Below are 24,969 nucleotides of genomic sequence, written 5' to 3' on the forward strand. Positions count from 1 at the left end.
TCAGACTAATGATGCACATTCAAAAAAATAAGATAGGGAAGCTTGCCCGGTAAGCAGAGCGTCACCGGGCGAGAAGGGCACTTACCTGAACAAATGCTCCGCATGGAAGCGGAGATGGTCCTCAATAAAGGACGCAATGAAGTAATAGCTGTGATCGTATCCCGGTTGAATGCGCAGCGTCAGCGGCCAGTCCTTCTGGCGTGCAGCTTCTGCCAGCACCGCAGGCTGTAGCTGTCCGGCGAGGAATTGATCCGCATCACCCTGATCGATGAGAGTGGGAATGGCCTCTTCAGCGTTGCTGTTCAGCATCAGCGCGCAGCTGTCCCACGCCAGCCATTTTTCCGCCTCTTCACCCAGATAATGGGTAAAGGCTTTTTGCCCCCACGGTACCTGAGAGGGGTTCACAATAGGCGCAAATGCCGACACGCTGGTGTATTTACCCGGGTTTTTCAGGGCCATTATCAGCGCCCCGTGCCCCCCCATTGAGTGCCCGCTGATGGCGCAACGGTCATTCACAGCAAACTCCGCCTGAATCAGCGCAGGCAGCTCGTCACGAATGTAGTCATACATGCGGTAGTGGCGCGCCCAGGGCTGCACGGTCGCATTCAGATAAAAGCCGGCACCTTTACCCAGATCGTATCCTGCATCGTCGGCCACATCATCGCCACGCGGGCTGGTGTCTGGCATCACCAGTGCAATGCCCAGCTCGGCGGCAATACGCTGTGCACCTGCTTTAGTGGTGAAGTTTTCGTCGTTGCAGGTCAGGCCTGAAAGCCAGAACAGAACCGGAGGGTTTTCCGTCGGGGGCAGAAAAATGCTGAACGTCATCGCACAGTTCAGAACGGTGGAGTCGTGCCGCCAGCGCTGCTGTCGACCTTCAAAACAACGGTGCTCTTCGAGCAGTTCCATGCAGGGCTCCTTAATGAGAATGCGCATTCATAACATCCATAATACAGCGTTTTCATTGACCTGTGAGTAACTTTCACTTTCGCCGGACGGCGAGATGCTGCATCATAAATTTACTTTTCTTTAACATTTGGAGCCGTCATGGCGCTGCGTATTGCGCTCAGTGGGTTTGTCGTTCTGGTGGTGGCAATGGGAATCGGGCGTTTTGCCTTTACGCCTCAGGTGCCGCTAATGATTGCTGCCGGGCAGCTTACGTTGACCAGCGCGGGTCTGGTCGCGGCGATGAATTATCTGGGCTATCTGGTGGGCGCATGGGATGCGATGCGCGCCCACCGCTTTGTTGAAACGCGCCTCTGGCTTGGCATCACTGGCGCGGTGGCGCTGACGCTGCTCTCCGCCGCGGCGGATAACGCCATCGTGCACGGCCTGCTGCGCTTTGTGATTGGCTGCATGAGCGGCTGGTCAATGGTGCTTATTGCCGCATGGACTAACGAGCGGCTGGGGCAACTGGGTAAACCGGGTCTGAGCGCTGCCGTGTTTGCCGGCCCGGGCGCGGGAATTGCCCTGAGCGGGTTGCTCGCCGTGTATATCCAGGCGAAATCCCTTTCGGCCGGGGCGGCATGGCAAATCTACGGCGTGCTGGCGCTGGTGCTGATTGTGCTGGTGGCGCGCTACCTGCCGCGAGCCGGTCAACTCCATCGACCAGGGACCGCGCCGGAGCCGCTGGTGCTGACGGCGGATTTAAAGCGTCTGGTCTGGAGCTACAGCCTGGCCGGGTTTGGTTATATTCTGCCGGCGACCTTCTTATCGCAGATGGCGGCCGTACGTTTTCCCGGCAGCCTGTTTGCCCAGTTTGTCTGGCCTATTTTTGGTATCGCCGCCGTGGTGGGGATTGCGCTCAGCATTCTGTTGCGCCACACCTCAACGGCTAACCGCAGGCTGGCTATTGTGTTGTGGTTACAGGGGGCTGGGGTACTGGCGGCCTGGCTGCTGCCGGGAATAGGCGGATTGCTGACGGGGGGGCTACTGGTTGGCGGTGGGTTCCTCTGCGCCGTTCAGCTCTCGCTTTTATACGGTCGCGAGCTGGCACCGAACCACACGCGGTACATGGCTGGACTGCTTACCACCGGGTATGCGATTGGGCAACTGGTGGGGCCGGTGACCTCGGCGTTTTCGACCTGGCTTACCCACCGGCTGGAGCCTGCGCTGGGCCTCGCGGGTGTTGCACTGTTCGTCGGGGGGGCCCTGGTCTGGAATCGTCACGCTGAAAGGCAACAGCAATTGCAATAATTATCGTCGTGAATACTGGATTATGTGCGCGGCCTCACGCACAATGAGCGCATACTTTTGCCACAACGAGGGCAAAAGACGCCACACCTGCAGGAGAACAAAATGTCATCACTCAGTAAAGAAGCTGCCCTGGTCCACGAAGCCCTGGTTGCGCGCGGTCTTGAAACGCCACTGCGTCCACCCGTTCAGGATCTGGACAATGAAACCCGCAAGCGTCTGATTGCCGGTCATATGACCGATATCATGGAGCTGCTGAATCTCGATCTGAGTGACGACAGTCTGATGGAGACGCCGCACCGTATCGCAAAAATGTACGTCGACGAAATTTTCTCCGGCCTGGATTACGCCAACTTCCCGAAAATCACCGTCATCGAAAATAAGATGAAGGTGGACGAGATGGTCACGGTACGCGATATCACGCTGACCAGCACCTGCGAACACCATTTCGTCACCATCGACGGTAAAGCGACCGTGGCGTATATCCCAAAAGATACGGTGATTGGCCTGTCGAAGATCAACCGCATCGTGCAGTTCTTTGCTCAGCGTCCGCAGGTGCAGGAGCGTCTGACGCAGCAGATCCTGACCGCGCTGCAAACGCTGCTGGGCACCAATAACGTGGCTGTCTCTATCGACGCGGTTCACTACTGCGTGAAAGCGCGCGGCGTGCGTGATGCCACCAGCGCGACCACAACAACCTCGCTGGGTGGTCTGTTTAAATCGAGCCAGAATACCCGCCAGGAGTTCCTGCGCGCTGTACGTCACCACAACTAATCGGACAGGGCAGGGACCATGGAGCGAAACGTCACGCTCGATTTTGTTCGCGGCGTCGCCATTCTCGGTATCCTGCTGCTTAATATTAGCGCCTTCGGTCTGCCGAAGGCGGCTTATCTCAATCCTGCGTGGTATGGCGACATCACACGCAGTGATGCCTGGACATGGGCAGTCCTCGATCTCTTCGCACAGGTCAAATTCCTCACGCTCTTTGCCCTGCTGTTTGGCGCAGGCCTGCAGTTGCTCCTCAAACGCGGAACGCGCTGGATACAGTCGCGCCTGACGCTGCTGGTTCTCCTCGGCTTTATCCACGGCCTGTTCTTCTGGGACGGCGATATTCTTCTCGCTTATGGGTTAGTCGGGCTCATCTGCTGGCGCCTCATTCGCGACGCGAACAGCGTAAAAAGCCTGTTTAACACCGGTGTGATGCTTTATGTCATGGGGCTTGGGGTACTGCTGCTGTTAGGAATGATCTCTGGCGAGGCGACAAGCCGTTCCTGGATCCCGGATGCCGCTAACCTGCAGTACGAGCAATACTGGAAGCTGAAAGGCGGTACGGAAGCGATAAGCAATCGTGCGGATATGCTGGGAGATAACCTCCTTGCGCTGGGCGCGCAATACGGCTGGCAGCTGGCGGGAATGATGCTGATGGGCGCGTCACTGATGCGCACCGGCTGGCTGAAAGGCGAATTCAGCCTGCGCCACTATCGCCGCACGGGCGCGGGCCTGGTGCTGCTTGGCGTGTTGATTAACCTCCCGGCGGTGATTGCTCAGTGGCACCTCCACTGGGATTACCGCTGGTGCGCTTTCCTGCTGCAGGTGCCGCGCGAACTGAGCGCACCGTTCCAGACTATCGGCTACGCAGCGCTGATCTATGGCTTCTGGCCAACGCTTTCTCGCCTGTGGATTGTCAGCGCTATCGCCTGCGTGGGTCGCATGGCGTTAAGCAATTACCTCCTGCAAACGCTGATATGCACCACGCTTTTCTATCGCTTTGGTCTGTTTATGAAATTCGACCGCCTCGCGCTGCTGGCGTTTGTTATCCCGGTCTGGGTAGTGAACCTGGCGTTTTCTGTTCTCTGGCTACGTTATTTTCGCCAGGGGCCGCTGGAGTGGGTGTGGCGTCAGTTAACCGCACATGCTTCAGGGGTATCATTGAAAAACACATCCAGATAACGATCTGGATCACAATCATTAACAAAACGGATGTAAGCGTTTTCATGAGTGTGAGCTTCTTCACGTAGTCCCCTTTCTCTCACTGCCAAAATAGCCACCTTGCTAAACACAGGGGGTGTCTGTGAGTTGCTGCAATCCTTTGAAGGATGGTGAATATGATCACCATTCGTGACGTCGCCCGTCAGGCGGGCGTTTCTGTGGCTACCGTTTCGCGCGTGCTGAACAACAGCGCGCTGGTCAGCCCTGAAACCCGTGAAACAGTAATGAAAGCCGTGACCCAGCTTGGGTACCGGCCAAATGCCAATGCCCAGGCGCTTGCGACGCAGGTCAGCGACACCATCGGCGTGGTGGTGATGGATGTCTCCGATGCCTTTTTCGGCGCGCTGGTGAAAGCGGTTGATGTGGTCGCCCAGCAGCACCAGAAATACGTCCTGATCGGCAATAGCTATCATGAGGCGGAAAAAGAACGCTATGCCATCGAAGTGCTGATCCGCCAGCGCTGTAACGCTTTGATTGTCCACTCAAAAGCCCTGAGCGACGAAGAGTTAATCGGGTTTATGGATCAGATCCCGGGCATGGTGCTGATCAACCGCATCGTCCCGGGCTACGCCCATCGCTGCGTCGGGCTGGATAACGTCAGTGGCGCAATGATGGCCACGAAAATGCTCATTAACAACGGGCATCAGCGGATCGGTTATCTGGCCTCCAGCCATCAGATTGAAGATGACGAACTGCGGCGCGAGGGGTGGCAAAACGCCCTGAAAGAGCACGGCATTACGCCATCAGACAGCTGGACTGGGACCGGCACGCCGGACATGCAGGGCGGTGAGGCGGCCATGGTGGAGTTGCTGGGCCGCAATCTGCAGCTTACCGCGGTGTTTGCCTATAACGACAGCATGGCGGCTGGCGCCCTGACGGCATTGAAAGATAACGGCATTGCGGTGCCACAGCATTTATCACTCATCGGCTTTGACGATATTCCAATTGCCCGTTACACCGACCCGCAGCTGACAACGGTGCGTTACCCCATAGCCTCTATGGCTAAACTGGCGACTGAGCTGGCGTTACAGGGGGCGGCAGGGCTGCTGGATCCGGGGGCAACACATTGTTTCATGCCGACTTTAGTACGTCGTCACTCCGTCGCGGCCCGGCAAATTGTGGTTCCGATCACTAACTGATTACATGAGGTGATGTAACCGTTTTCAATCTGTGAGTAAATTCACAGTATCTTAACAAGGCGCTGACTATGATGTCAGCGTTTTAGGGGCTGAAACGCTATGTAACAGTGATTATTCACTTTCACTATAGCCAATGTGCCGCAAACAACGAATAAAACGCATTTCTGGAGCGTTACCGAACACGGAAGATAGAAATTTTATAAGTGAACTTCGGCTGTCAGTAACGTTTTATTAACACCTGCCCGCCGATCGTTATTCACAAGAACTACCCTGCATAAAAAAAACCGGAGATACCATGAATAAGAAGGTGTTGACCCTGTCTGCTGTAATGGCAAGCATGCTTTTTGGTGCAGCAGCGCACGCTGCAGATACCCGTATTGGTGTGACCATCTATAAATACGACGACAACTTCATGTCTGTTGTGCGTAAAGCAATTGAGAAAGATGCTAAAGCAGCGCCAGACGTTCAGCTGCTGATGAATGACTCCCAGAATGACCAGTCCAAACAGAACGACCAGATCGACGTTCTGCTGGCGAAAGGCGTGAAAGCCCTGGCTATCAACCTGGTTGACCCGGCTGCAGCAGGCACGGTTATTGAGAAAGCGCGCGGCCAGAATGTGCCAATCGTCTTCTTCAACAAAGAACCTTCCCGTAAAGCGCTGGATAGCTATGACAAAGCGTTCTACGTGGGTACCGACTCCAAAGAGTCCGGTATTATTCAGGGCGATCTGATCGCGAAACACTGGGCGGCGAACCCGAACTGGGACCTGAACAAAGATGGTCAGATCCAGTTCGTTCTGCTGAAAGGCGAGCCTGGCCACCCGGATGCTGAAGCGCGTACCACTTACGTTATCAAAGAGCTGAACGACAAGGGTCTGAAAACCCAGCAGCTGGCGTTAGATACCGCAATGTGGGATACCGCTCAGGCAAAAGATAAGATGGACGCGTGGCTGTCCGGCCCTAACGCGAACAAAATCGAAGTGGTTATTGCCAACAACGATGCGATGGCAATGGGTGCGGTAGAAGCGCTGAAAGCACACAATAAATCGTCCATCCCGGTATTTGGTGTGGATGCGCTGCCAGAAGCGCTGGCGCTGGTTAAATCCGGTGCGATGGCCGGTACCGTGCTGAACGATGCCAACAACCAGGCGAAAGCGACCTTCGATCTGGCGAAAAACCTGGCCGATGGCAAGGGCGCGGCAGATGGCACCAGCTGGAAAATTGAAAACAAAATCGTTCGCGTACCTTACGTGGGCGTAGACCAGTCCAACCTGGCTGAGTTTATCGGTAAATAAGTTAGCGGTACTGTCTCCACTGGGCGCAATTCGTTGCGCCCTTTTATAACGCGATATGCGAGGCCAACAAGGTATAATTATGGTCAGCACAACTACTCAGTCATCCGGTGAATACCTGTTGGAAATGAGCGGTATCAACAAGTCATTTCCCGGTGTTAAGGCACTCGATAATGTTAATTTAAAAGTTCGTCCTCACTCTATTCATGCGTTGATGGGTGAGAACGGTGCGGGTAAATCAACATTATTAAAATGTCTTTTTGGGATCTATCAAAAAGATTCTGGCAGCATTCTTTTTCAGGGGAAAGAGATCGATTTCCATTCAGCGAAAGAAGCACTGGAAAACGGTATCTCGATGGTTCACCAGGAATTAAACCTGGTACTGCAGCGTTCGGTCATGGATAACATGTGGTTGGGGCGTTATCCAACCAAAGGTGTCTTTGTCGATCAGGAAAAAATGTATCGCGATACCAAAGCGATTTTCGATGAGCTGGATATTGATATTGACCCGCGCGCCCGCGTGGGAACATTATCCGTATCCCAAATGCAGATGATCGAAATTGCTAAGGCGTTCTCCTATGATGCGAAAATCGTCATCATGGACGAACCCACATCGTCATTAACGGAAAAAGAGGTTAATCACCTTTTTACCATTATTCGTAAGCTGAAAGATCGCGGCTGCGGCATTGTGTATATCTCGCACAAAATGGAAGAGATCTTCCAGCTGTGTGATGAGATAACCATCCTGCGCGACGGCCAGTGGATTGCCACGCAGCCGCTGGAAGGGCTGGACATGGACAAGATCATCGCCATGATGGTCGGCCGTTCCCTGAATCAGCGCTTCCCGGACAAAGAAAACAAGCCGGGTGAAGTGATCCTGGAAGTACGCAACCTGACCTCGTTACGCCAGCCGTCTATCCGCGACGTTTCCTTCGACCTGCACAAGGGTGAAATCCTGGGGATTGCCGGCCTGGTGGGGGCAAAACGTACCGACATCGTGGAAACCCTGTTTGGCATCCGTGAGAAAGCTCAAGGCACGATTACGCTGCACGGTAAGAAAATTAACAACCACAACGCCAACGAAGCCATTAATAATGGTTTTGCGCTGGTGACGGAAGAGCGTCGTTCGACCGGTATTTATGCCTATCTGGATATTAACTTTAACTCGTTAATTTCTAATATTCGCAATTACAAAAACAAAATTGGTCTGCTGGATAACTCCCGCATGAAGAGCGATACCCAATGGGTTATTGACTCCATGCGCGTGAAAACGCCAGGACACCGCACCCAGATTGGTTCGCTTTCGGGCGGTAACCAGCAGAAAGTCATTATCGGCCGTTGGTTATTAACCCAGCCAGAAATTCTGATGCTGGATGAACCGACCCGCGGTATTGACGTCGGCGCGAAGTTTGAAATCTATCAGCTGATTGCCGAGCTGGCGAAAAAGAATAAAGGGATCATTATTATTTCTTCCGAAATGCCGGAATTGTTAGGGATCACAGATCGTATTCTGGTTATGAGCAATGGTCTCGTTGCCGGTATTGTTGACACCAAAACGACAACGCAAAACGAAATTTTGCGTCTTGCGTCTTTGCACCTTTAAGATCAGGGGCTCCTCATGAGTGCGTTAAATAAGAAAAGTTTTCTCACTTACCTGAAAGAAGGCGGTATTTACGTTGTTCTTTTAGTACTGCTGGCTATTATCATTTTCCAGGACCCTACGTTCTTAAGCCTGTTGAACCTGAGTAACATTCTGACCCAGTCTTCCGTGCGTATTATCATTGCGCTGGGCGTGGCGGGCCTGATCGTGACCCAGGGGACGGACCTCTCCGCGGGGCGACAGGTTGGTCTGGCGGCGGTTATCGCGGCAACCCTGCTGCAGTCGATGGAAAACGCCAACAAGGTCTTCCCGGAAATGGCTACCATGCCAATTTTCGTGGTGATCCTGATTGTCTGCGCCATCGGCGCGGTGATTGGTCTGATCAACGGTATTATCATTGCTTACCTGAACGTGACGCCATTTATCACCACGTTGGGTACGATGATCATCGTTTACGGCATCAACTCCCTGTATTACGACTTTGTCGGTGCTTCTCCTATCTCTGGCTTTGACAGCGGCTTCTCGACCTTTACGCAAGGGTTTATCGCGCTGGGCAGCTTCCGCCTGTCGTATATCACCTTCTATGCGCTGATTGCGGTGGCCTTCGTCTGGATCCTGTGGAACAAAACGCGCTTTGGTAAAAACATCTTCGCTATCGGCGGTAACCCGGAAGCGGCGAAAGTCTCCGGCGTAAACGTTGCCCTGAACCTGCTCTTCATCTATGCCTTGTCCGGTGTGTTCTACGCTTTCGGTGGGATGCTGGAAGCGGGCCGTATCGGCTCTGCAACGAACAACCTTGGCTTCATGTACGAGCTGGATGCGATCGCAGCCTGCGTGGTGGGCGGCGTTTCCTTCAGCGGTGGTGTGGGTACCGTACTCGGCGTCGTGACCGGTGTGATCATCTTCACCGTCATCAACTACGGGTTGACCTACATCGGCGTGAACCCGTACTGGCAGTACATCATCAAAGGCGCCATCATTATCTTCGCGGTCGCGCTGGATTCACTGAAATACGCGCGTAAGAAGTAAGATTCTCTCGCATTATCCGGCCCGCTCAACGAGCGGGCTTTTTTTATGCCCTATGCAAGATTTGCCTCCTCTCGGGTCACAATGCGCTCAAACCAGTCGAGTTCAGAGAGCTTGCAGGCGACCCATTGTGCGGAAAAGGCCTCACCCAGGCTGTCGGTGAGATACTGACAGCGGGCAAAGGTTTCAATCGCTTCCTGCTGAAACAGCGGCAGTTCGGGTTGATCCTGCTGCGGTTCAGGTAACTCCTCCACGTCGATATTTTCCAGCCCGTACAGCATGCCGGTCAGGATGGTTGCGGCCACCAGATACGGATTCGCATCAGCCCCGGCCAGCCGATACTCGATACGACGGTTGCTGTCATCCGAGCAGGGAATACGCAATGCGGCGGCGCGGGTGTTATAGCCCCAGGAGTTAAACACGGGTTCCGTCAGGTTTTTACGCAAGCGACGAAACGCGTTAACGCCTGGCGCAAGAATGGCGACGGAGGCGGGCATCAGCGCCAGCTGGCCCGCGATGCATAAACGCATCATGCTGTTAAGCGCGTTCACCGGTGAGGAAAAGACGTTCTCACCGCGGCTGTCATTGAGGCTGAAATGGAAGTGCAAACCGCTGCCGGAAAGCTCACTGAAAGGCTTGGCCATAAAGTTGGCCTGCAGGCCGTGCTTTTCGGCAACGTATCGGGTCAGGCGGCGCAGCGCCAGCACGTTATCACAGACCTCAACTACGCGGTGGCTATGTTTCAGGTTTAATTCGTACTGGCCGGACTCGGCTTCCGCCACGATCCCGGTCAGCGGGATGCGCTGAAGGTGTGCCAGCTGTTCCAGCTCGTCAAACAGCGCCGCGTGGGCTGTTGTGGTATCCATATGAAAACAGCCCTGATTTTGCGCATCCTGGCGTTCATTTCCCGTCAGATAAAATTCGATTTCCGGGGCAATGACCGGGAAGAGGCCGTGCTGGTGGAAGCGGGCAAGGACGTTCTGCAGGATCGCGCGCGGCTCAAGCGGGCAGGGTTTATTATCGCTGTCTTTCATCGTCAGCAGGATCTGTGCGTTGTGCTGCGGATCCTGCGGACAGGGGCGCAGGGAGCCGGCAACGGGGACGCAGAGTCGGTCGGGTTCATCATGAAGCGGGGCGGCGATTTTGCCTTTCTGGTCCATCGAGTAGACGGAAAGGGGAAAATAACAGCCGTTTTCCAGAGATAGCATGCTCTCTACCGAGAGGCGCTTGCCGCGCATCGTGCCGTTGATATCGTTCAGGTAAACGTCAACGTGTTTCGTCTGCGGGTAGCGTTCCAGATAATCTGCCACCTCCACTGCAATGTTGTGCTGCAGGGCGTCAATTTTTTGATCAAGCCAGAGGCCAGAATTGAGTGCGCCAGGGAGTGATAAACCGGGAAAGTTAAAATACGGACGGAGACTTTTCAGGAAAAACGCATTCATTATCGAGTTCATAGTCATTCTTCAATGAAGCCGTAGCGGCAGTGAACTCAGCTTAAAAGAGCCGGCGTAAAGGGGGGATAAAAAGCGTCAGGACCGGCGTAAAGAAAGTATAAAGGCGAACCTATTTTTTCTCTTTTTTCTGCATATCAAGCAGCTGTTCTGGCGTGACGGCAGGGTAACCCTGGGCGTCTTCCGGCACTTCATGCATCGCCGGAATCGGCACCAGCGGGCCTAAAAAGCGCGGTTCGCGTTTGAAGATATAGAGGTCAGCCAGGGCGCCAAAACGAGCACCAAACTCGCGGACGCGCACGCTCAGCATATCTTTTGGCGACGGCACCGCGTAGCACTGCGCCTGAATGCCCATATGCAGGGCGATAAACAGAGCGCGCTCGCAGTGGAAGCGCTGGGTAATGATGATGAAGTCATTGGTGTCGAAGACTTTGCGCGTGCGCACGATGGAATCCAAAGTGCGGAACCCGGCGTAGTCGAGCACGATATCGGCAGGATCCACGCCCGCGGCAATCAAGTCCTTACGCATCGTCACCGGTTCGTTGTAGCTTTGCAGGGCGTTATCCCCGCTTAACAGCAGGTAGTTCACCTTGCCGCTGTTGTAGGCGTTCAGCGCGCCCTGAATGCGGTAACGGTAATACTGGTTAATGACGCCGGTGCGGTAATACTTGGCGGTGCCGAGCACCACGCCAACCTGACGATAAGGCAGGTCCTGCAGGTCATCAAAGATGTAGGGGGCGGTTTTCCAGCTCATCCAGCGATCGAGGCCCAGCACGATCAACAGCAGTATGCCGACCAGGACAGACAGGCTGTAAAAAACGCGCTTTAACATGCAGATGGCTCGTACCGAAGGTGAAATTTAACTCAGGCTACTTTACCCGCCTGGTTAGCGCAAGAAACAGCGACTCAACTGAGGGGTTTTTCAGCAAACGGGCGGGCATTTCTGCCCGCCGGAAGGATTACGCAAGCAGTACGCGGTCAATCGTCGTGCAGCCCAGCGCTTTAAGCGTCGCGGCGGTCGCATCCCACTGAATCAGCGGAGCATCGGCAATTTCTGCCAGAATGGCGCGCTGAATGTCAGGATAGTCATAGCCGTTCAGGCTCAGCAGGTTGAGTGCGCCCTGCAGCGGCGGCAGCGTTGGGTTAAACGCGGCGTTTTCTGCATAGCTGCCGCTAAAGATACGGCCATCGCGGCACTGCAGCGCTACGCCGCTAGGGGCCTTGCTGTACGGCGTGTGGCTCTTGTTGGCAGCGCGAATGGCCGCCTGGCTCAGGTCATCGCCGGACAGGGCGAAACCGTGGTCCTGCTCGTCCATCAGCAGCGTTTTGATCTCCAGATCTTTCGGGCCAAACGCGTCTGGCAGGTAATCCGCCAGCGTGTGCGGCGCGCGACCCGGCAGGTTGATGCGCAGCTGCAGCCCGCTGTTCAGCTCGTTCATGAACTGACGGCAGTGGCCGCAGGGGGTGTAGTTCACGGTAATGGCGCTCAGCGCTTTTTCACCGCGCAGCCAGGCGTGACTGATGGCGCTCTGCTCGGCGTGAACGGTTTGCTGCATGGTTGCGCCCAGGAACTCCATATTGCCGCCGAAGTACCAGCTGCCGCTGACGCCACGCGCGATGGCCCCGACGTTGAAGTGGGAGAGATCGGCACGCGCGCAGGCGGCGGCCAGGGGGAGCAGTGCGAAAGCCAGCGCGTCTTCGTCCAGTCCCGTTGCCTGTTTCAGCATCGTGACCTGCTCAGCCGTCAGCAGGGCGGGGAAGTGTGCATCTGCCAGAACGGGAGCCAGGGCTGACTGCAAATTCTCTGCAAGCTGGGCGAAAGCAGCTTGAAAACGTGGGTGCATGGCGTTTGCCTCATAAAGGTTAATGGATCGGTAGTTTACGGAGCCGTCAGGGCTTTATATGTGATCCACTTCTCATTATGTATGCAACTTATGAAATCAAAATGAAATTTGCGCGACGCATCGCAAATTTTAGCCCATTACCGCCAGAATTAGCGGGAAAATGAACGGGGCCAGCAGGGAGGTGATAATCCCGCAGATCACCAGCGCCAGGGAGCTAAACGCCCCTTCCTGATAATCCAGCTCCGCACAGCGGGCGGTGCCCAGCGCGTGCGAGGCGGTGCCCATCGACAGTCCCCGTGCCGCCTTAGTATGAATACGCATCGCGTTCAGCAGGGTGTGACCAAACACCGCGCCGAGAATACCGACGAAAATAACGCACATCGCGCTGATGGCCGGAATACCGCCGAGGCTGCCGCCAACCGCCATCGCAATAGGCGTGGTCACCGATTTAGGCAGGATAGAGGCCGCAATCTGCGGGGAGGCCCCCATCAACAGTGCCACCGACGTCCCGGTGATCATCGCCACAAGGCTGCCCACAAAACAGATCGTAATGATGGATTTCCAGCGAGCGCGGATCTGGTGCAGCTGCTCATAAAGCGGAAAGGCCAGCGCGACAACGGCGGGCTGCAGCAGGTCGTTTAAAATTTTGCTGCCGGCAAAGTAGCGTTCATAAGGAATGCCGGTGAGCAGCAGGAACGGAATAATCACCACCATCGCCACCAGAAGCGGGTTCAGCAAGGGCATTTTGAAGCGTGCGGCAAGTTTGCGAGCGGCGAAGAACACCGCCAGGGTTAACGGCAGCGACCACCAGATATTGGCCATCATTTCTTTGTTTTCTCCCCAATCACGTTACGTTCGCCATGCACCAGATGTGAACTCCAGCTCACCACCAGGAAAACCACCAGCGTACTGACCGCGCAGGAGACCACAATCGGGCCGAACTGGGCTTTGAGCAGATCAAAATACTGCATGACCCCAACACCGATAGGCACGAAAAGCAGCGCCATATAGCGAATGAGTACGAAGCAGCCGGGGTTGACCCACTTTGCGGGCAGGATTTGCAATGCCAGCAAAACAAAGAGGATCAGCATACCGATAATGCTGCCGGGAATGGTGATGGGCAGCAGCGAAGCGATGAAAATCCCGGCATACAGACAGGCGTAAATCAGGACGAATGCGCGCAGATATTGCCAGATAATGTTCAATGATTTACTCATGGTGATAGTCCTTGCTGAAACGCATTCATCATACAATTAAACCTAGAAATGTGCCACGGATCACATCATGAATTTTGAGCATACCAGACATTCCAGAATGGAACGTCCGGCATTTCGACAAATGGACAGCCTCCCGTTTAAATGCCAGTATTTGTTTTATTTATGAATCAAGTGATTAAGCATCACGACGCAGGAGATACTCAATGTCGTCAATCATCATTAAAACCGCCGATGAGCTTGCCCGGCAACGGCATGCCGGGGAGCTGCTGGCCTCCGTCTTTACCATGTTAGACGGCTTTATCGCACCCGGCGTCACGACGATGGCGATTAACAATCAGGTTGAAGATTTTATTGTGAATCAACTCCATTCCCGTCCGGCCAGCAAAGGTCAGTATGATTTCCCCTATGTGCTGAATACTTCTATTAACGAGGTGGTATGCCACGGTATTCCCAAAGCGTCCGAGCACCTGAAATCGGGCTCAATCGTGAATGTGGATATCACTCTTGAGAAAGACGGCATGATTGCCGACTCCAGTAAAATGTACCTGATTGGTGAGGTATCACCGCTGGCGCGTCGACTGGTGAAAAAGACCTATGAAGCCATGTGGAAAGGGATCAAGGTCGTGAAGCCCGGCGCGACGCTGGGGGACATTGGTCACGCCATCCAGACGCACGTCGAAGGTAACGGTTACAGCGTGGTGCGCGAATATTGCGGACACGGCGTAGGTAAAGAGATGCACGAAGATCCGCAGGTGCTGCACTACGGTAAGCCGGGTGAAGGGGCAGTTCTGCAGGAAGGGATGGTGTTTACCATTGAGCCGATGGTGAATCAGGGCGACAGCCGGCTCAAAACCAAAAAAGATGGCTGGACGGTGGTCACCCGCGATAAAAAACTGTCCGCACAGTGGGAGCATACTATTGCCGTGACGGCCGATGGCTTCGAGGTGTTGACGCTGCGTCCGGAAGAGACGATCCCGGAATAACGCCCGGGCTTTCCACATACCTGCAGAGCGGCTACTATAGCGCGTCTTTTTTCACAGGTACTCTGAATGCGTGTTTTACTGGCCCCAATGGAAGGCGTGCTCGACTCCCTCGTGCGCGAGCTTCTGACCGAGGTGAACGATTACGATCTCTGCGTGACGGAATTTCTGCGCGTGGTCGATATGTTGTTGCCGGTAAAATCCTTCTTCCGCCTGTGTCCCGAGCTGCACAACCAGAGCCGCACCTCTTCCGGCACGCTGGTGCGTATACAGCTGCTCGGCCAGTATCCGGAATGGCTGGCGGAAAACGCCGCCCGCGCGGTTGAACTGGGCTCTTACGGCGTGGATCTCAACTGCGGCTGTCCGTCGAAGCTGGTGAACGGCAGCGGCGGCGGGGCGACGCTGCTGAAAGATCCTGAGCTGATTTACCGTGGCGCGAAAGCGATGCGTGAGGCCGTGCCCTCGCAGTTGCCGGTGACGGTTAAGGTACGCCTGGGATGGGACAGCGACGCGCGGCAGTTTGAAATCGCCGATGCGGTACAGCAGGCCGGGGCCACCGAGCTGGTGGTGCATGGCCGCACCAAAGACGATGGCTATAAAGCCGAGCGCATTAACTGGCAGGCGATCGGTGAGATCCGCAAACGCCTCACCATTCCGGTGATCGCTAACGGCGAAATCTGGGATTACGAGAGCGCACAGGCCTGTCTGAACGCCACCGGCTGTGATGCGGTGATGATTGGTCGCGGCGCGCTGAATGTGCCCAACCTCAGCCGGGTGGTAAAATATAACGAGCCGCGTATGCCGTGGCCAGACGTCGTCACGCTGCTGCAAAAATACAGCCGTCTGGAAAAGCAGGGCGACACCGGTTTGTATCACGTGGCGCGCATTAAACAGTGGCTGAGTTATTTACGCAAAGAGTACGATGAAGCGCTGGGATTATTTCAGGAGATCCGGACATTACAAACTTCTACGGATATTGCCCGGGTGATCCAGTCTAAATAATAAGCGTTAAATCGCTCACACTTTTATAAACCGGAAAACAGTTCAGGTTTTCAACGTGGCACGACGGTGTTAAGGTGCCACTGTTTTTAACGCAGGATTGTTACTGGTTAACAGGCAAAACCTAAGCGTTTCACAGCATTCTCGCTGTGGAGCGCTTAGGTTTTTTTTTTGCCTGTCATTTACGCAGGAGAGAAATTTGGCTTAGCGCTTTTCACTGATTTTAAAAAATGAAATATCGACAGGAAATAGAAAAATTTCCTGCGACCGGTTACGCACTAAATACTCAAACACAGGTTGTTATAATGGCATATAAAAATAAACTCTATGCGTTCGCCTTATTGACCATATCCCCACTGTCGATGGCGCAAGACTGGAACGGAACGGTATTAGGCTTTGAGGCTCCACCGGCTCCCCTTCTCGGCGAAATGCTCGGCGTCCGTCAAATCCTCAACGATAACGGCTTTACGTACAATCTCGGCTATTTGAATGAGATCGGCTGGAACGGCGGCGGGGGCTATAACCACGATCCCCACGTGGCGTATATCGACCAGTTTGCGCTGACCTTTAACCAGGATCTGGAGCGCTGGACCGGCATTCCCGATGCCCGCATTGAGGGGAACATCGTCAACCGCAACCACAATGACGATCTCACCACCAAACGGGTGCAGGACCCGCGCGTTAACTTTAACGACCTGACCCAGGAGAGTTGGGGCGGGCAGTCGATTACCCGCCTGGGCTGGCTCACTTTTGCCCGCAGCTTTGACGACCGGCGTCTGACCTGGCGCATCGGGATGATGAACAAGGTGCAGACTTTTGACCAGATCATCCCCTGTGATTTCCAGCTGCTGTCGCAGTGCGGCGGGAAGTCTGCCAACTCGCTGACATGGAACAACTGGAACGTGCACACCTGGGGCACCACGCTGGAGTACAAGGTCACGCCAGTAGTCACCTTAAAAGGCGGGGTGATGGAGCAGAACCCGAATGCCTCCAGCCGCAGCCACGCATGGAGCTGGTCAACAAAGGGCAGCAAAGGGGTCTTACTGCCGGTTGAAATCGAAGCGCGCCCGCTGATTAACGGCCTGCCTGGCGCGTACAACCTGGGCGTGGTGTTTACCAACGCGCCGCAAACCGATCTCTATCGCGGCAAATCCGGCGGCGCGGGCGCCTCCGACCCGGCCGGTTATGACACGCACAACCGCACCTGGTTTATGTACGCCGGTCTTAACCAGCAGATAACGCAGCATCAGGATGACCCGAATCGCGGGTTGAGCACCTCGTTCAGCATGAGCCTTGCTGATCAAAGTACCAACTATATGCACCAGGTTTACGCCGCCTCGCTGCGCTACCGCGGGCTGTTTGATGCGCGGCCGGAAGACTGGATTGGCTTCGGCTTAACCTGGATTGATATGAGCAGCCAGTACGCGCGCAACCAGCGCTACCAGAACAGCCTGAGCGGCGTCGCGGACTATAACAATCCGGCATATCACCCGGTGCCGGGCCATTCCCTGAACGGCGAGTTTTACTATCGCTTCCGCCCGGTGTCATGGCTTGAGCTGCAGCCGGGCATTCAGTACTGGCACCATCCGGGAGGTGTTTCCCGCACGCAGGATGCCTGGGTAACGGAGCTGAAAACGGTGGTGAGCTTCTGATATCACCGTAGCAAGTTCGATCCGCGTCACGTTTCTGACGCGTGAGGCATTGAGGCTACGAATGAAACTGATAGAGTGCCAGAACTGGATTGTTACTGCTTCGGCAGGCAAAACCTGATTTTCTGGCATCTGCCGGAGGTCAGGTTTTTTTGTTTCTGGGGTTCCGATGAAAATCGCCAAAATTCTTAATAACAATGTGGTGGTTGTTCAGGATGAACGCGGATGTGAACAGGTGGTGATGGGGCGCGGGCTGGCTTTCCAGAAACGCGTCGGTGATGACCTGGATACCGCGATGATTGAAAAGGTGTTTGCGCTACAAAGCGATGAGCTGGTGCGTCGACTCGGGGAGCTGCTGAACCAGATCCCGCTGGACGTGATGACCACCTGCGATCGCATCATTGGGATGGCGGCGCAGCGGCTGGGTAAATTGCAGGACAGTTTGTATATCACGCTAACGGACCACTGCTACTTTGCGATTGAGCGCCAGAAGAAAGGACTGGCCATCAAGAACGTGCTGCTGTGGGATATCAAGCGGCTGTATCCGAAGGAGTTCGAATTAGGGCAGGAGGCGCGGGCCATTATCGCCAGACGCCTGAACGTCGAACTGGAGGAGGATGAGGCCGGGTTTATCGCCCTGCACCTGGTGACCGCGCAGCTGAACAGCGAAATGCCGGACGTGATGCACGTGACGCGGGTGATGCAGGAGATCCTGCAGCTGGTGAAGTATCAACTGCAGCTTGAGTATGACGAAGAGTCGATCAGCTATCAGCGTTTTGTCACTCACCTGAAGTTTTTTGCCCAGCGGATGCTCACCCGCACGGTGGTGGAAGACGACGATATCTCGCTGCATACGGCGGTAAAGGACAACTACGCGAAAGCGTGGAAATGCGCCGAGAAAATCGCCCAGCATTTGCATAAAAGCTATCAGCGCGAGCTGACAACCGAAGAAATTATGTTCCTCGCCATTCATATTGAGCGGGTGAGAAAAGAGGGGCGTTAAGCCTCAAAACGGGATTGTTACTGCATCACGCAGGCAAAACCCGAGCGCGGCCTTCGCAAGGAGGCCGTTCTCGGGTTTTTTTATTTTTTGTACTCAGTCAACAGGTGCCTGCGGGCATCGGATGTAAGGAAATCGAGATGGAATACCAGGCTTTAGCGAAGGATATTCTCGGCCACGTTGGCGGAAAAGAGAACATCGTCAGTCTTGTACACTGCGCCACCCGGCTTCGCTTCAAACTGAAAGAGAATCAAAAAGCGGATGCGGAAGGGCTCAAGAAAAACCCGGGCGTGATCATGGTGGTCGAAAGCGGCGGCCAGTTTCAGGTAGTGATTGGTAACCACGTTCACGACGTCTGGCAGGCGGTGCGCAATGAAGCGGGGCTGAGCGATGATGCGCCCGTCGTGGAAGAGAAGGGTGAAAAAGGCAATCTGCTGGGCCGGCTGATTGACATCGTCTCCGGGATTTTCACGCCGTTTATCGGCATTCTGGCGGCGTCCGGTATTCTGAAAGGATTGCTGGCGCTGGCCGTGGTCTGCGGCTGGCTCACCACCGAAAGCGGTACCTATAAAATCTGGTTCGCCGCCAGCGACGCGCTGTTCTTCTTCTTCCCGCTGGTGCTGGGCTATACCGCCGGGAAAAAATTCGGCGGCAACCCGTTTATTACCATGGTGATCGGCGGAGCGCTCACCCATCCGATGATGATTGCGGCGTTTAACGCCAGCCAGCAGCCGGGCGCGGTATCCGAAGTCTTTTTGGGCATCCCTGTCACCTGGTTCAACTACAGTTCATCGGTGATCCCGATTATTCTCGCCTCGTGGGTGAGCTGCTGGCTGGAAAAGCAGAGCACGAAGCTGCTGCCTTCCTCTATGAAAAACTTCTTCGCGCCGCTGATCTGTCTGGGCGTGACCGTGCCGCTGACTTTCCTCGTTATCGGGCCACTTGCGACCTGGCTGAGCCAGATGCTGGCGAACGGCTATCAGAGCATCTACGTTCTGGCGCCGTGGCTGGCGGGAGCGGCAATGGGGGCGCTGTGGCAGGTCTGTGTCATTTTTGGCCTGCACTGGGGGCTGGTACCGCTGATGATTAACAACCTCGCGGTGCTGGGACATGATTCCATGCTGCCAATGCTCTTGCCCGCAGTGTTTGGCCAGGTGGGCGCAGCGCTCGGGATCTTCCTGCGCACCCGCGATGCCCGCCAGAAGATGCTGGCCGGTTCGTCCGTCACGGCGGGGATATTTGGTATCACCGAACCGGCGGTCTACGGTGTGAACCTGCCGCTACGCCGTCCGTTTATCTTTGGCTGCGTGGCGGGCGCTATCGGCGGTGCCATTGTCGGCTTCAGCGATACCCACGTTTACTCTTTCGGCTTCGCTAATATCTTTACCATCGCCCAGATGATCCCGCCGGGTGGGGTGAACGCTACGCTGTGGGGGGGCGTGATCGGCACCGTGGTGGCGCTGGTACTCAGCTGCGGCCTGACGCTTCTGGCCGGAATGCCGGGTCGCACAGCGCCGGAAGTTGCGGTTACGGCAGGGGAAAACGGGGTCTTATCCCCGATGACCGGCACCGTTCTGGCGCTTGAACAGGTGCCAGATACCACGTTTGCCAGCGGCCTGCTGGGCAGCGGTGCCGCCATTATTCCTTCCGATAACAAAGTGATTGCCCCGTTTGCCGGCGTGGTGGCCTCGCTGTTCCAGACCAAACACGCCATCGGCCTGCTCAGCGACAGCGGCATTGAAGTGTTGATCCACGTGGGTATCGACACCGTGAAGCTCGACGGTAAGCCGTTTACCGCCCACGTGAAGGTGGGCGACAAAGTTCAGCCGGGCGACCTGCTGCTGGAGTTTGACCGTCAGGCGATTATCGATGCCGGATACGACCTGGCGACCCCGATTATTATCAGTAACAGCGACGAGTATCGCGAGGTGGTGACCGTGGCGGCAACGTCCGTTAACGCCGGTGCGCCGTTACTCAGCGTAAGCCATCAATAACAGGAGAACGTGATGAAAACTTTCCCGGACGATTTTTTATGGGGCGGCGCGGTTGCCGCGAATCAGGTAGAAGGCGCGTATCTGGAGGATGGAAAAGGGCTGTCCACCTCAGACGTTCAGCCGCAGGGGGTCTTCGGCCCGGTGGTTGAACGCGTCCCAGGGGACAGCGGCATCAAGGATGTCGCCATCGACTTCTATCATCGCTACCCGGAAGACATCAAGCTGTTCGCTGAGATGGGCTTCAGCTGCCTGCGCGTCTCCATTGCCTGGACGCGTATCTTCCCGAACGGTGACGAGCAGCAGCCGAACGAAGCGGGGCTGGCGTTTTACGACCGTCTGTTTGACGAGCTGGCCGCGCACAGCATTACTCCGCTGGTGACGCTGTCCCACTACGAAATGCCGTGGGGGCTGGTGAAGCAGTACGGCGGGTGGGGCAGCCGTCAGGCCATTGGGTTCTTCGAGCGCTACGCCCGCACCGTGTTTGCGCGCTACAAAGAGAAGGTGAAGCTCTGGCTGACCTTCAACGAGATCAATATGTCTCTGCACGCGCCGATGACCGGCGTGGGTCTGCCGGAAACCAGCAGCAAAGGGGAGGTGTACCAGGCAATCCACCACCAGCTGGTGGCCAGCGCGCTGGCTGTGAAGGCCTGCCACGAAATCATCCCGGATGCCAGAATCGGCAACATGCTGCTGGGCGGCCTGATGTATCCGCTGACCTGCAAGCCGGAAGATGTTCTGGAGACGCTGCAGGAAAACCGCGCGTGGCAATTCTTTGGCGACGTGCAGTGCCGCGGCGCCTACCCGGGGTATATGCAGCGCTTCTTCCGCGACAACGGAATTCAGCTTGAGGTCACGGATGCCGACCGCGAGGCGCTGAAATCGACCGTTGATTTTATCTCATTCAGCTACTACATGACGGGCTGCGTCACCGCAGATGAGGCTCTCAACCAGCAGGCGCGCGGCAATATCCTGAGCATGGTACCCAACCCGCATCTGGCAAGTTCCGAATGGGGCTGGCAGATTGACCCGATCGGCCTGCGTACCCTGTTAAACGTGCTCTGGGATCGCTACCAGAAGCCGTTGTTTATTGTGGAAAATGGTCTGGGGGCGAAGGATAAACCGGATGCTGACGGCGTGGTGCAGGATGATTACCGCATCAGCTACCTCAACGACCATCTGGTACAGGTGCGTGAAGCGATTGAAGACGGCGTTGAGGTGATGGGCTATACCAGCTGGGGGCCAATCGACCTGGTGAGCGCGTCTAAAGCTGAACTCTCTAAGCGCTACGGCTTTATTTACGTCGAACGCGATGACAGCGGAAAAGGCACGCTGGCGCGCAGCCGTAAGAAAAGTTTCTACTGGTATAAAGAGGTTATTGCCACGAAAGGCGCTTCGCTGAAAGCGTAATGAAGAGATCAACCTGACAGGGGAAGTGAACGTTGTCGGGTTGATTATTTTTTATTTGCATAATTAAATCCAAATAATAATTTTGGTGAATATTTTTCCGTATATTTAAATATATGACAATTTGCGCTTTGCCACGCATTACTAAAAAAATAAACAGCATCAGGCGTAATTTGCGCCTTTATTTTTTGCGTGAATGGCGTAATGAAACGTTTTCTTGTTTTATCTCTGAGTGCTCCACTGACATTTATTCTTTTCGGCTGTGCGCCGCAACATGCCACGGTATCCGCTATTCAAACCCAGCCGGTCACGACATCGGTGAATACGGTTCTGAATCATCAGGACTGGCCGAAAAATGAGTGGTGGAAAACGTATAACGATCCTCAGCTAACCGGGCTTATTGCGAAAGCACTGAACGATGCGCCGGATATGCAGATTGCCCGTCAGCGCATTACGCTTGCTGAAGCCCAGGCAAAAGCCGCTATGGCCACCGACGGTCCGCAGATTGATTTTTCAGCGGATGCCGAACGTCAGAAAATGTCCGCGGAAGGGCTGATGGGGCCCTTTGCCATTACCGACCCGGCTGCAGGCACCACCGGGCCGTGGTACACCAACGGCACCTTTGGCCTGACTGCAGGCTGGGATCTCGATCTGTGGGGAAAAAATCGTGCGCAGGTCGAAGCCCGAATTGGCAAAGTGAATGCGCAAAAAGCGGAGCTGGAGCAGACCCGACAGCTGCTGGCCAGCAGCGTGGCGCGGCTCTACTGGGAGTGGCAAACTCAGGCCGCCGCGGGGGAGGTCCTCGCGCAGATTAAACGCGAGCAGGGCAACATTATTGGCGCCGACCGCGAGCTGTATCAGCACGGGATCACCTCCTCCGTGGAAGGGGTCGAAACCGATATCAACGCCAGCAAAACCGAAGAGCAACTGGCGGAAGTCAACGGGAAGATGAAAGCCGTAGAGGCGCGTCTGGTCGCGCTGACCAATTCCTCCTCCATGACGCTTACGCGGCACGCGCTGCCGACGGTTGAGGCTGCGTTACCGACGACGCTGGGATATGAACTGCTGGCACGCCGCCCGGATCTTCAGGAGGCGCACTGGTATATCGAAGCCTCCATGAGCGAGGTAGAGGCCGCCAGAGCGGCTTTCTATCCTGACGTGAACCTGATGGCTTTCTTACAGCAGGACGCGCTCCACCTGAGCGATCTGTTTCGCGCTTCAGCGCAGCAGATGGGCGTGACCGCCGGGCTGACGCTGCCGATTTTCGACAGCGGCAGGCTGAATGCGAGCCTGGATATCGCTCAGGCGCAGAACAATCTCTCGGTGGCGAACTACAACAAAGCGGTGGTAGAGGCTGTCAATCAGGTGGCTCGTACGGCCAGTGAAGTTGAAACCCTGACGGCGAAGAACCGCCAGCAGCAGCAGGTTGAAAAAGATGCGGCACGGGTGGTGGCGCTGGCGCAGGCGCGTTTTAGCGCAGGTATTATTGCGGGCTCCCGGGTCAGTGAAGCCAGAATACCGGCCCTCAAAGAACATCTCGCCGGCGTGATGCTGAAAGGCCAGTATATCGACGCCACGCTGCAGCTGACGTCGGCGCTGGGCGGTGGTTATCATCATGGCTAAAAATGGCCATTATCTATACTTACCTCTTTGTAGTTTTTCAGGAGGTGAGTATGACCAGAGTAGCGATTGTTACCGCATCGGATTCCGGGATTGGTAAAACTACGGCCCTGATGCTGGCCGGGCGCGGGTTTGATATTGGCGTCACCTGGCACTCGGATGAGCAAGGGGCGCTGGAAACCTGTCGTGAGGTCGAAGCGCAGGGGCAGCGCGCAGAGGCCATCCATCTTGATTTAAGCACGCTGCCGGAAGGTGCAGAGGCCATTGAAACGCTGATTGCGCGTTTTGGTCGGCTGGACGTGCTGGTTAACAATGCAGGGGCGATGACCAAAGCGCCTTTCCTGGAGATGCCGTTTGGCGACTGGCGGAACATTTTCACCGTCGACGTGGACGGCGCGTTTCTCTGTTCGCAAATTGCCGCACGTCAGATGGTGAAGCAGGGGGAAGGGGGGCGGATTGTCAATATCACCTCGGTACATGAGCACACGCCGCTGCCGGAGGCCAGCGCCTACACGGCGGCAAAACATGCCCTCGGCGGGTTAACCAAATCCATGGCAATGGAACTGGTTAAGCACAACATTCTGGTGAACGCCGTCGCCCCGGGCGCCATTGCCACACCGATGAATGACATGGATGACAGCGAAGTGAAGGAAGGTTCAATGCCGGAAATCCCGCTGGCAAGGCCGGGCCACACGAAAGAGATCGCCAGCCTGGTGGCGTGGCTGTGCGACAGCGACGCCAGCTATACAACGGGGCAATCGTTTATTGTTGACGGGGGATTTATGCTGGCGAACCCGCAGTTTAAGCCGGAGAGGTAAGTTTCCCCTCACCCCTGTGGGAGAGGACCGGAGTGAGGGCAGCAGGCTGCACTCACTCTTCATCCCGCGTTTTTTCCCGATGCTTCAGCCACAGCCTGACCCCGATCACCGCCACAACCACCAGGATCAACCACGCCCAGTGCTTCAGGTGCTGATCGAGATTATGCAGCCACGGGGCAATCACTTCGCCACCCACGTAACCGAGCGTCGTGAAAATCAGCGCCCAGGCAATCGCGCCAACAATATTGAGCGGCAGGAAAATTTTTGGCGGCAGATGGCTGGCGCCGATCAGTATCGGACCAATAATGCGAAAGCCATACATAAAGCGCGTGCCAATAACGAACAGATAGGGATGGCGTTGAATGAGCCGCTGAGCGCGCCGGATTTTCTTCTGATGCTTTGCGAAACGCCTGAGCAGCGTTGGCCCGAAACGCAGCCCCAGAAAATAGAGCAGCTGATCGCCAATCATGCCCCCGAGCGCGACCGCGGCGACGACCAGCGGGAATTTCAGCAACCCCTGATGCGCGGCGACACCGCCCAACAACGTGACCGTTTCACCTTCTGCCACGCTACCGATGACCAGCGCGGCGTATCCATATTGTTCAATAAGACTGTTGATATCCATTACGTGAACGTTATCTCCCTCTGCATTCCCTCGTTAATCATATACCCCATGAATCAACAGCGGGGAAATCAACGGAAATTTCCCACTGTACATAAAATAATCTAAAGCCTGCATTATACTTAAGGTATCG

Annotated in this window: 21 protein-coding genes and 1 pseudogene; 15 read left to right on the forward strand and 7 right to left on the reverse strand. The window is 55.5% G+C overall.

The features are described 5' to 3' along the window. Nucleotides 1-81: 81 nt before the first annotated feature. Nucleotides 82-909, reverse strand: a complete 828-nt coding sequence (fghA, locus tag PYW49_RS14410) for an S-formylglutathione hydrolase (RefSeq protein WP_320386787.1) — start codon at nucleotides 907-909, stop codon at nucleotides 82-84. A gap of 138 nt (nucleotides 910-1,047) precedes the next feature. On the opposite strand from fghA, the gene PYW49_RS14415 reads away from it, so the two are divergent. The 7 genes from PYW49_RS14415 to mglC all read left to right on the forward strand — a co-directional run bounded on the left by PYW49_RS14415 (nucleotide 1,048) and on the right by mglC (nucleotide 9,241). Further along, nucleotides 1,048-2,196: a YbfB/YjiJ family MFS transporter gene (locus PYW49_RS14415; RefSeq protein WP_320386788.1), complete on the forward strand. Its 1,149-nt coding sequence runs from the start codon at nucleotides 1,048-1,050 to the stop codon at nucleotides 2,194-2,196. 102 nt (nucleotides 2,197-2,298) lie between these two features. After that, on the forward strand, nucleotides 2,299-2,967 hold the full coding sequence (gene folE / locus PYW49_RS14420) for a GTP cyclohydrolase I FolE (protein WP_008500927.1): 669 nt from the start codon (nucleotides 2,299-2,301) through the stop codon (nucleotides 2,965-2,967). Nucleotides 2,968-2,985: 18 nt separating this feature from the next. Further along, nucleotides 2,986-4,143: a DUF418 domain-containing protein YeiB gene (yeiB, locus tag PYW49_RS14425; RefSeq protein WP_320386789.1), complete on the forward strand. Its 1,158-nt coding sequence runs from the start codon at nucleotides 2,986-2,988 to the stop codon at nucleotides 4,141-4,143. Nucleotides 4,144-4,298: 155 nt separating this feature from the next. Further along, nucleotides 4,299-5,321 (forward strand): HTH-type transcriptional regulator GalS, encoded by a 1,023-nt coding sequence (gene galS, locus PYW49_RS14430; RefSeq protein WP_134347856.1) that lies wholly within the window; start codon nucleotides 4,299-4,301, stop codon nucleotides 5,319-5,321. A 295-nt stretch (nucleotides 5,322-5,616) separates the two neighbouring features. Further along, entirely contained in the window at nucleotides 5,617-6,615 is a 999-nt protein-coding gene (gene mglB, locus PYW49_RS14435) for a galactose/glucose ABC transporter substrate-binding protein MglB (protein ID WP_134347857.1), read from the forward strand. A 79-nt stretch (nucleotides 6,616-6,694) separates the two neighbouring features. After that, nucleotides 6,695-8,215, forward strand: coding sequence for a galactose/methyl galactoside ABC transporter ATP-binding protein MglA (gene mglA / locus PYW49_RS14440; RefSeq protein ID WP_320386790.1), 1,521 nt, complete (start codon nucleotides 6,695-6,697; stop codon nucleotides 8,213-8,215). 15 nt (nucleotides 8,216-8,230) lie between these two features. Then, on the forward strand, nucleotides 8,231-9,241 hold the full coding sequence (gene mglC, locus PYW49_RS14445) for a galactose/methyl galactoside ABC transporter permease MglC (RefSeq protein WP_029740401.1): 1,011 nt from the start codon (nucleotides 8,231-8,233) through the stop codon (nucleotides 9,239-9,241). 50 nt (nucleotides 9,242-9,291) lie between these two features. On the opposite strand, the gene PYW49_RS14450 is transcribed toward mglC, so the two are convergent. The 5 genes from PYW49_RS14450 to PYW49_RS14470 all read right to left on the reverse strand — a co-directional run bounded on the left by PYW49_RS14450 (nucleotide 9,292) and on the right by PYW49_RS14470 (nucleotide 13,750). Then, nucleotides 9,292-10,680, reverse strand: a complete 1,389-nt coding sequence (locus PYW49_RS14450; RefSeq protein WP_320386869.1) for a glutamine synthetase family protein — start codon at nucleotides 10,678-10,680, stop codon at nucleotides 9,292-9,294. 121 nt (nucleotides 10,681-10,801) lie between these two features. After that, entirely contained in the window at nucleotides 10,802-11,521 is a 720-nt protein-coding gene (gene sanA / locus PYW49_RS14455) for an outer membrane permeability protein SanA (protein ID WP_014884561.1), read from the reverse strand. A 127-nt stretch (nucleotides 11,522-11,648) separates the two neighbouring features. Next, nucleotides 11,649-12,533 carry a cytidine deaminase gene (cdd, locus tag PYW49_RS14460; RefSeq protein WP_320386791.1) on the reverse strand — a complete coding sequence of 295 codons (885 nt, stop codon included), beginning with the start codon at nucleotides 12,531-12,533 and terminating at the stop codon, nucleotides 11,649-11,651. A gap of 129 nt (nucleotides 12,534-12,662) precedes the next feature. Further along, nucleotides 12,663-13,358 (reverse strand): CidB/LrgB family autolysis modulator, encoded by a 696-nt coding sequence (locus tag PYW49_RS14465; RefSeq protein WP_024908161.1) that lies wholly within the window; start codon nucleotides 13,356-13,358, stop codon nucleotides 12,663-12,665. Beyond that, a complete protein-coding gene (locus tag PYW49_RS14470) occupies nucleotides 13,355-13,750 on the reverse strand; it encodes a CidA/LrgA family protein (protein ID WP_014884558.1) in 396 nt (131 codons plus the stop codon). Before PYW49_RS14470 ends, PYW49_RS14465 begins: the two co-directional genes overlap by 4 nt. 203 nt (nucleotides 13,751-13,953) lie before the next feature. On the opposite strand from PYW49_RS14470, the gene map reads away from it, so the two are divergent. The 8 genes and pseudogenes from map (at nucleotide 13,954) to PYW49_RS14510 (ending at nucleotide 24,214) form a co-directional block, all read left to right on the forward strand. Then, nucleotides 13,954-14,733, forward strand: coding sequence for a type I methionyl aminopeptidase (map, locus tag PYW49_RS14475; protein ID WP_134347860.1), 780 nt, complete (start codon nucleotides 13,954-13,956; stop codon nucleotides 14,731-14,733). Between the two features lie 66 nt (nucleotides 14,734-14,799). After that, nucleotides 14,800-15,732: a tRNA dihydrouridine(16) synthase DusC gene (gene dusC / locus PYW49_RS14480; protein WP_134347861.1), complete on the forward strand. Its 933-nt coding sequence runs from the start codon at nucleotides 14,800-14,802 to the stop codon at nucleotides 15,730-15,732. Nucleotides 15,733-16,091: 359 nt separating this feature from the next. Then, the gene (locus PYW49_RS14485) at nucleotides 16,092-17,381 is read left to right on the forward strand and encodes a carbohydrate porin (RefSeq protein ID WP_407057613.1); all 1,290 of its coding nucleotides are present in this window, start codon (nucleotides 16,092-16,094) and stop codon (nucleotides 17,379-17,381) included. A 166-nt stretch (nucleotides 17,382-17,547) separates the two neighbouring features. Next, entirely contained in the window at nucleotides 17,548-18,381 is an 834-nt protein-coding gene (gene licT / locus PYW49_RS14490; protein ID WP_134347863.1) for a BglG family transcription antiterminator LicT, read from the forward strand. Between the two features lie 24 nt (nucleotides 18,382-18,405). After that, nucleotides 18,406-20,372, forward strand: a pseudogene (bglF, locus tag PYW49_RS14495) (PTS beta-glucoside transporter subunit IIABC). Between the two features lie 12 nt (nucleotides 20,373-20,384). Continuing rightward, nucleotides 20,385-21,779, forward strand: coding sequence for a glycoside hydrolase family 1 protein (locus PYW49_RS14500; RefSeq protein ID WP_320386792.1), 1,395 nt, complete (start codon nucleotides 20,385-20,387; stop codon nucleotides 21,777-21,779). 201 nt (nucleotides 21,780-21,980) lie between these two features. Further along, a complete protein-coding gene (mdtQ, locus tag PYW49_RS14505; RefSeq protein WP_320386793.1) occupies nucleotides 21,981-23,399 on the forward strand; it encodes a multidrug resistance outer membrane protein MdtQ in 1,419 nt (472 codons plus the stop codon). A gap of 50 nt (nucleotides 23,400-23,449) precedes the next feature. Beyond that, a complete protein-coding gene (locus tag PYW49_RS14510) occupies nucleotides 23,450-24,214 on the forward strand; it encodes an SDR family oxidoreductase (RefSeq protein WP_320386794.1) in 765 nt (254 codons plus the stop codon). Nucleotides 24,215-24,266: 52 nt separating this feature from the next. Here the strand turns inward: PYW49_RS14510 and PYW49_RS14515 are convergent, their stop codons facing one another. Then, nucleotides 24,267-24,839 (reverse strand): DedA family protein, encoded by a 573-nt coding sequence (locus tag PYW49_RS14515; RefSeq protein ID WP_134347868.1) that lies wholly within the window; start codon nucleotides 24,837-24,839, stop codon nucleotides 24,267-24,269. Between the last annotated feature and the right edge of the window lie 130 nt (nucleotides 24,840-24,969).

Source organism: Enterobacter chinensis (assembly GCF_034008295.1).
Lineage (GTDB): Bacteria > Pseudomonadota > Gammaproteobacteria > Enterobacterales > Enterobacteriaceae > Enterobacter > Enterobacter chinensis.

Bases quoted from the DNA above. Each gene is read 5' to 3' on its own strand.
- fghA (WP_320386787.1), bottom strand. From the start codon at position 909: ATGGAACTGCTCGAAGAGCACCGTTGTTTTGAAGGTCGACAGCAGCGC.
- PYW49_RS14415 (WP_320386788.1), top strand. From the start codon at position 1,048: ATGGCGCTGCGTATTGCGCTCAGTGGGTTTGTCGTTCTGGTGGTGGCA.
- folE (WP_008500927.1), top strand. From the start codon at position 2,299: ATGTCATCACTCAGTAAAGAAGCTGCCCTGGTCCACGAAGCCCTGGTT.
- yeiB (WP_320386789.1), top strand. From the start codon at position 2,986: ATGGAGCGAAACGTCACGCTCGATTTTGTTCGCGGCGTCGCCATTCTC.
- galS (WP_134347856.1), top strand. From the start codon at position 4,299: ATGATCACCATTCGTGACGTCGCCCGTCAGGCGGGCGTTTCTGTGGCT.
- mglB (WP_134347857.1), top strand. From the start codon at position 5,617: ATGAATAAGAAGGTGTTGACCCTGTCTGCTGTAATGGCAAGCATGCTT.
- mglA (WP_320386790.1), top strand. From the start codon at position 6,695: ATGGTCAGCACAACTACTCAGTCATCCGGTGAATACCTGTTGGAAATG.
- mglC (WP_029740401.1), top strand. From the start codon at position 8,231: ATGAGTGCGTTAAATAAGAAAAGTTTTCTCACTTACCTGAAAGAAGGC.
- PYW49_RS14450 (WP_320386869.1), bottom strand. From the start codon at position 10,680: ATGAATGCGTTTTTCCTGAAAAGTCTCCGTCCGTATTTTAACTTTCCC.
- sanA (WP_014884561.1), bottom strand. From the start codon at position 11,521: ATGTTAAAGCGCGTTTTTTACAGCCTGTCTGTCCTGGTCGGCATACTG.
- cdd (WP_320386791.1), bottom strand. From the start codon at position 12,533: ATGCACCCACGTTTTCAAGCTGCTTTCGCCCAGCTTGCAGAGAATTTG.
- PYW49_RS14465 (WP_024908161.1), bottom strand. From the start codon at position 13,358: ATGATGGCCAATATCTGGTGGTCGCTGCCGTTAACCCTGGCGGTGTTC.
- PYW49_RS14470 (WP_014884558.1), bottom strand. From the start codon at position 13,750: ATGAGTAAATCATTGAACATTATCTGGCAATATCTGCGCGCATTCGTC.
- map (WP_134347860.1), top strand. From the start codon at position 13,954: ATGTCGTCAATCATCATTAAAACCGCCGATGAGCTTGCCCGGCAACGG.
- dusC (WP_134347861.1), top strand. From the start codon at position 14,800: ATGCGTGTTTTACTGGCCCCAATGGAAGGCGTGCTCGACTCCCTCGTG.
- PYW49_RS14485 (WP_407057613.1), top strand. From the start codon at position 16,092: ATGGCGCAAGACTGGAACGGAACGGTATTAGGCTTTGAGGCTCCACCG.
- licT (WP_134347863.1), top strand. From the start codon at position 17,548: ATGAAAATCGCCAAAATTCTTAATAACAATGTGGTGGTTGTTCAGGAT.
- PYW49_RS14500 (WP_320386792.1), top strand. From the start codon at position 20,385: ATGAAAACTTTCCCGGACGATTTTTTATGGGGCGGCGCGGTTGCCGCG.
- mdtQ (WP_320386793.1), top strand. From the start codon at position 21,981: ATGAAACGTTTTCTTGTTTTATCTCTGAGTGCTCCACTGACATTTATT.
- PYW49_RS14510 (WP_320386794.1), top strand. From the start codon at position 23,450: ATGACCAGAGTAGCGATTGTTACCGCATCGGATTCCGGGATTGGTAAA.
- PYW49_RS14515 (WP_134347868.1), bottom strand. From the start codon at position 24,839: ATGGATATCAACAGTCTTATTGAACAATATGGATACGCCGCGCTGGTC.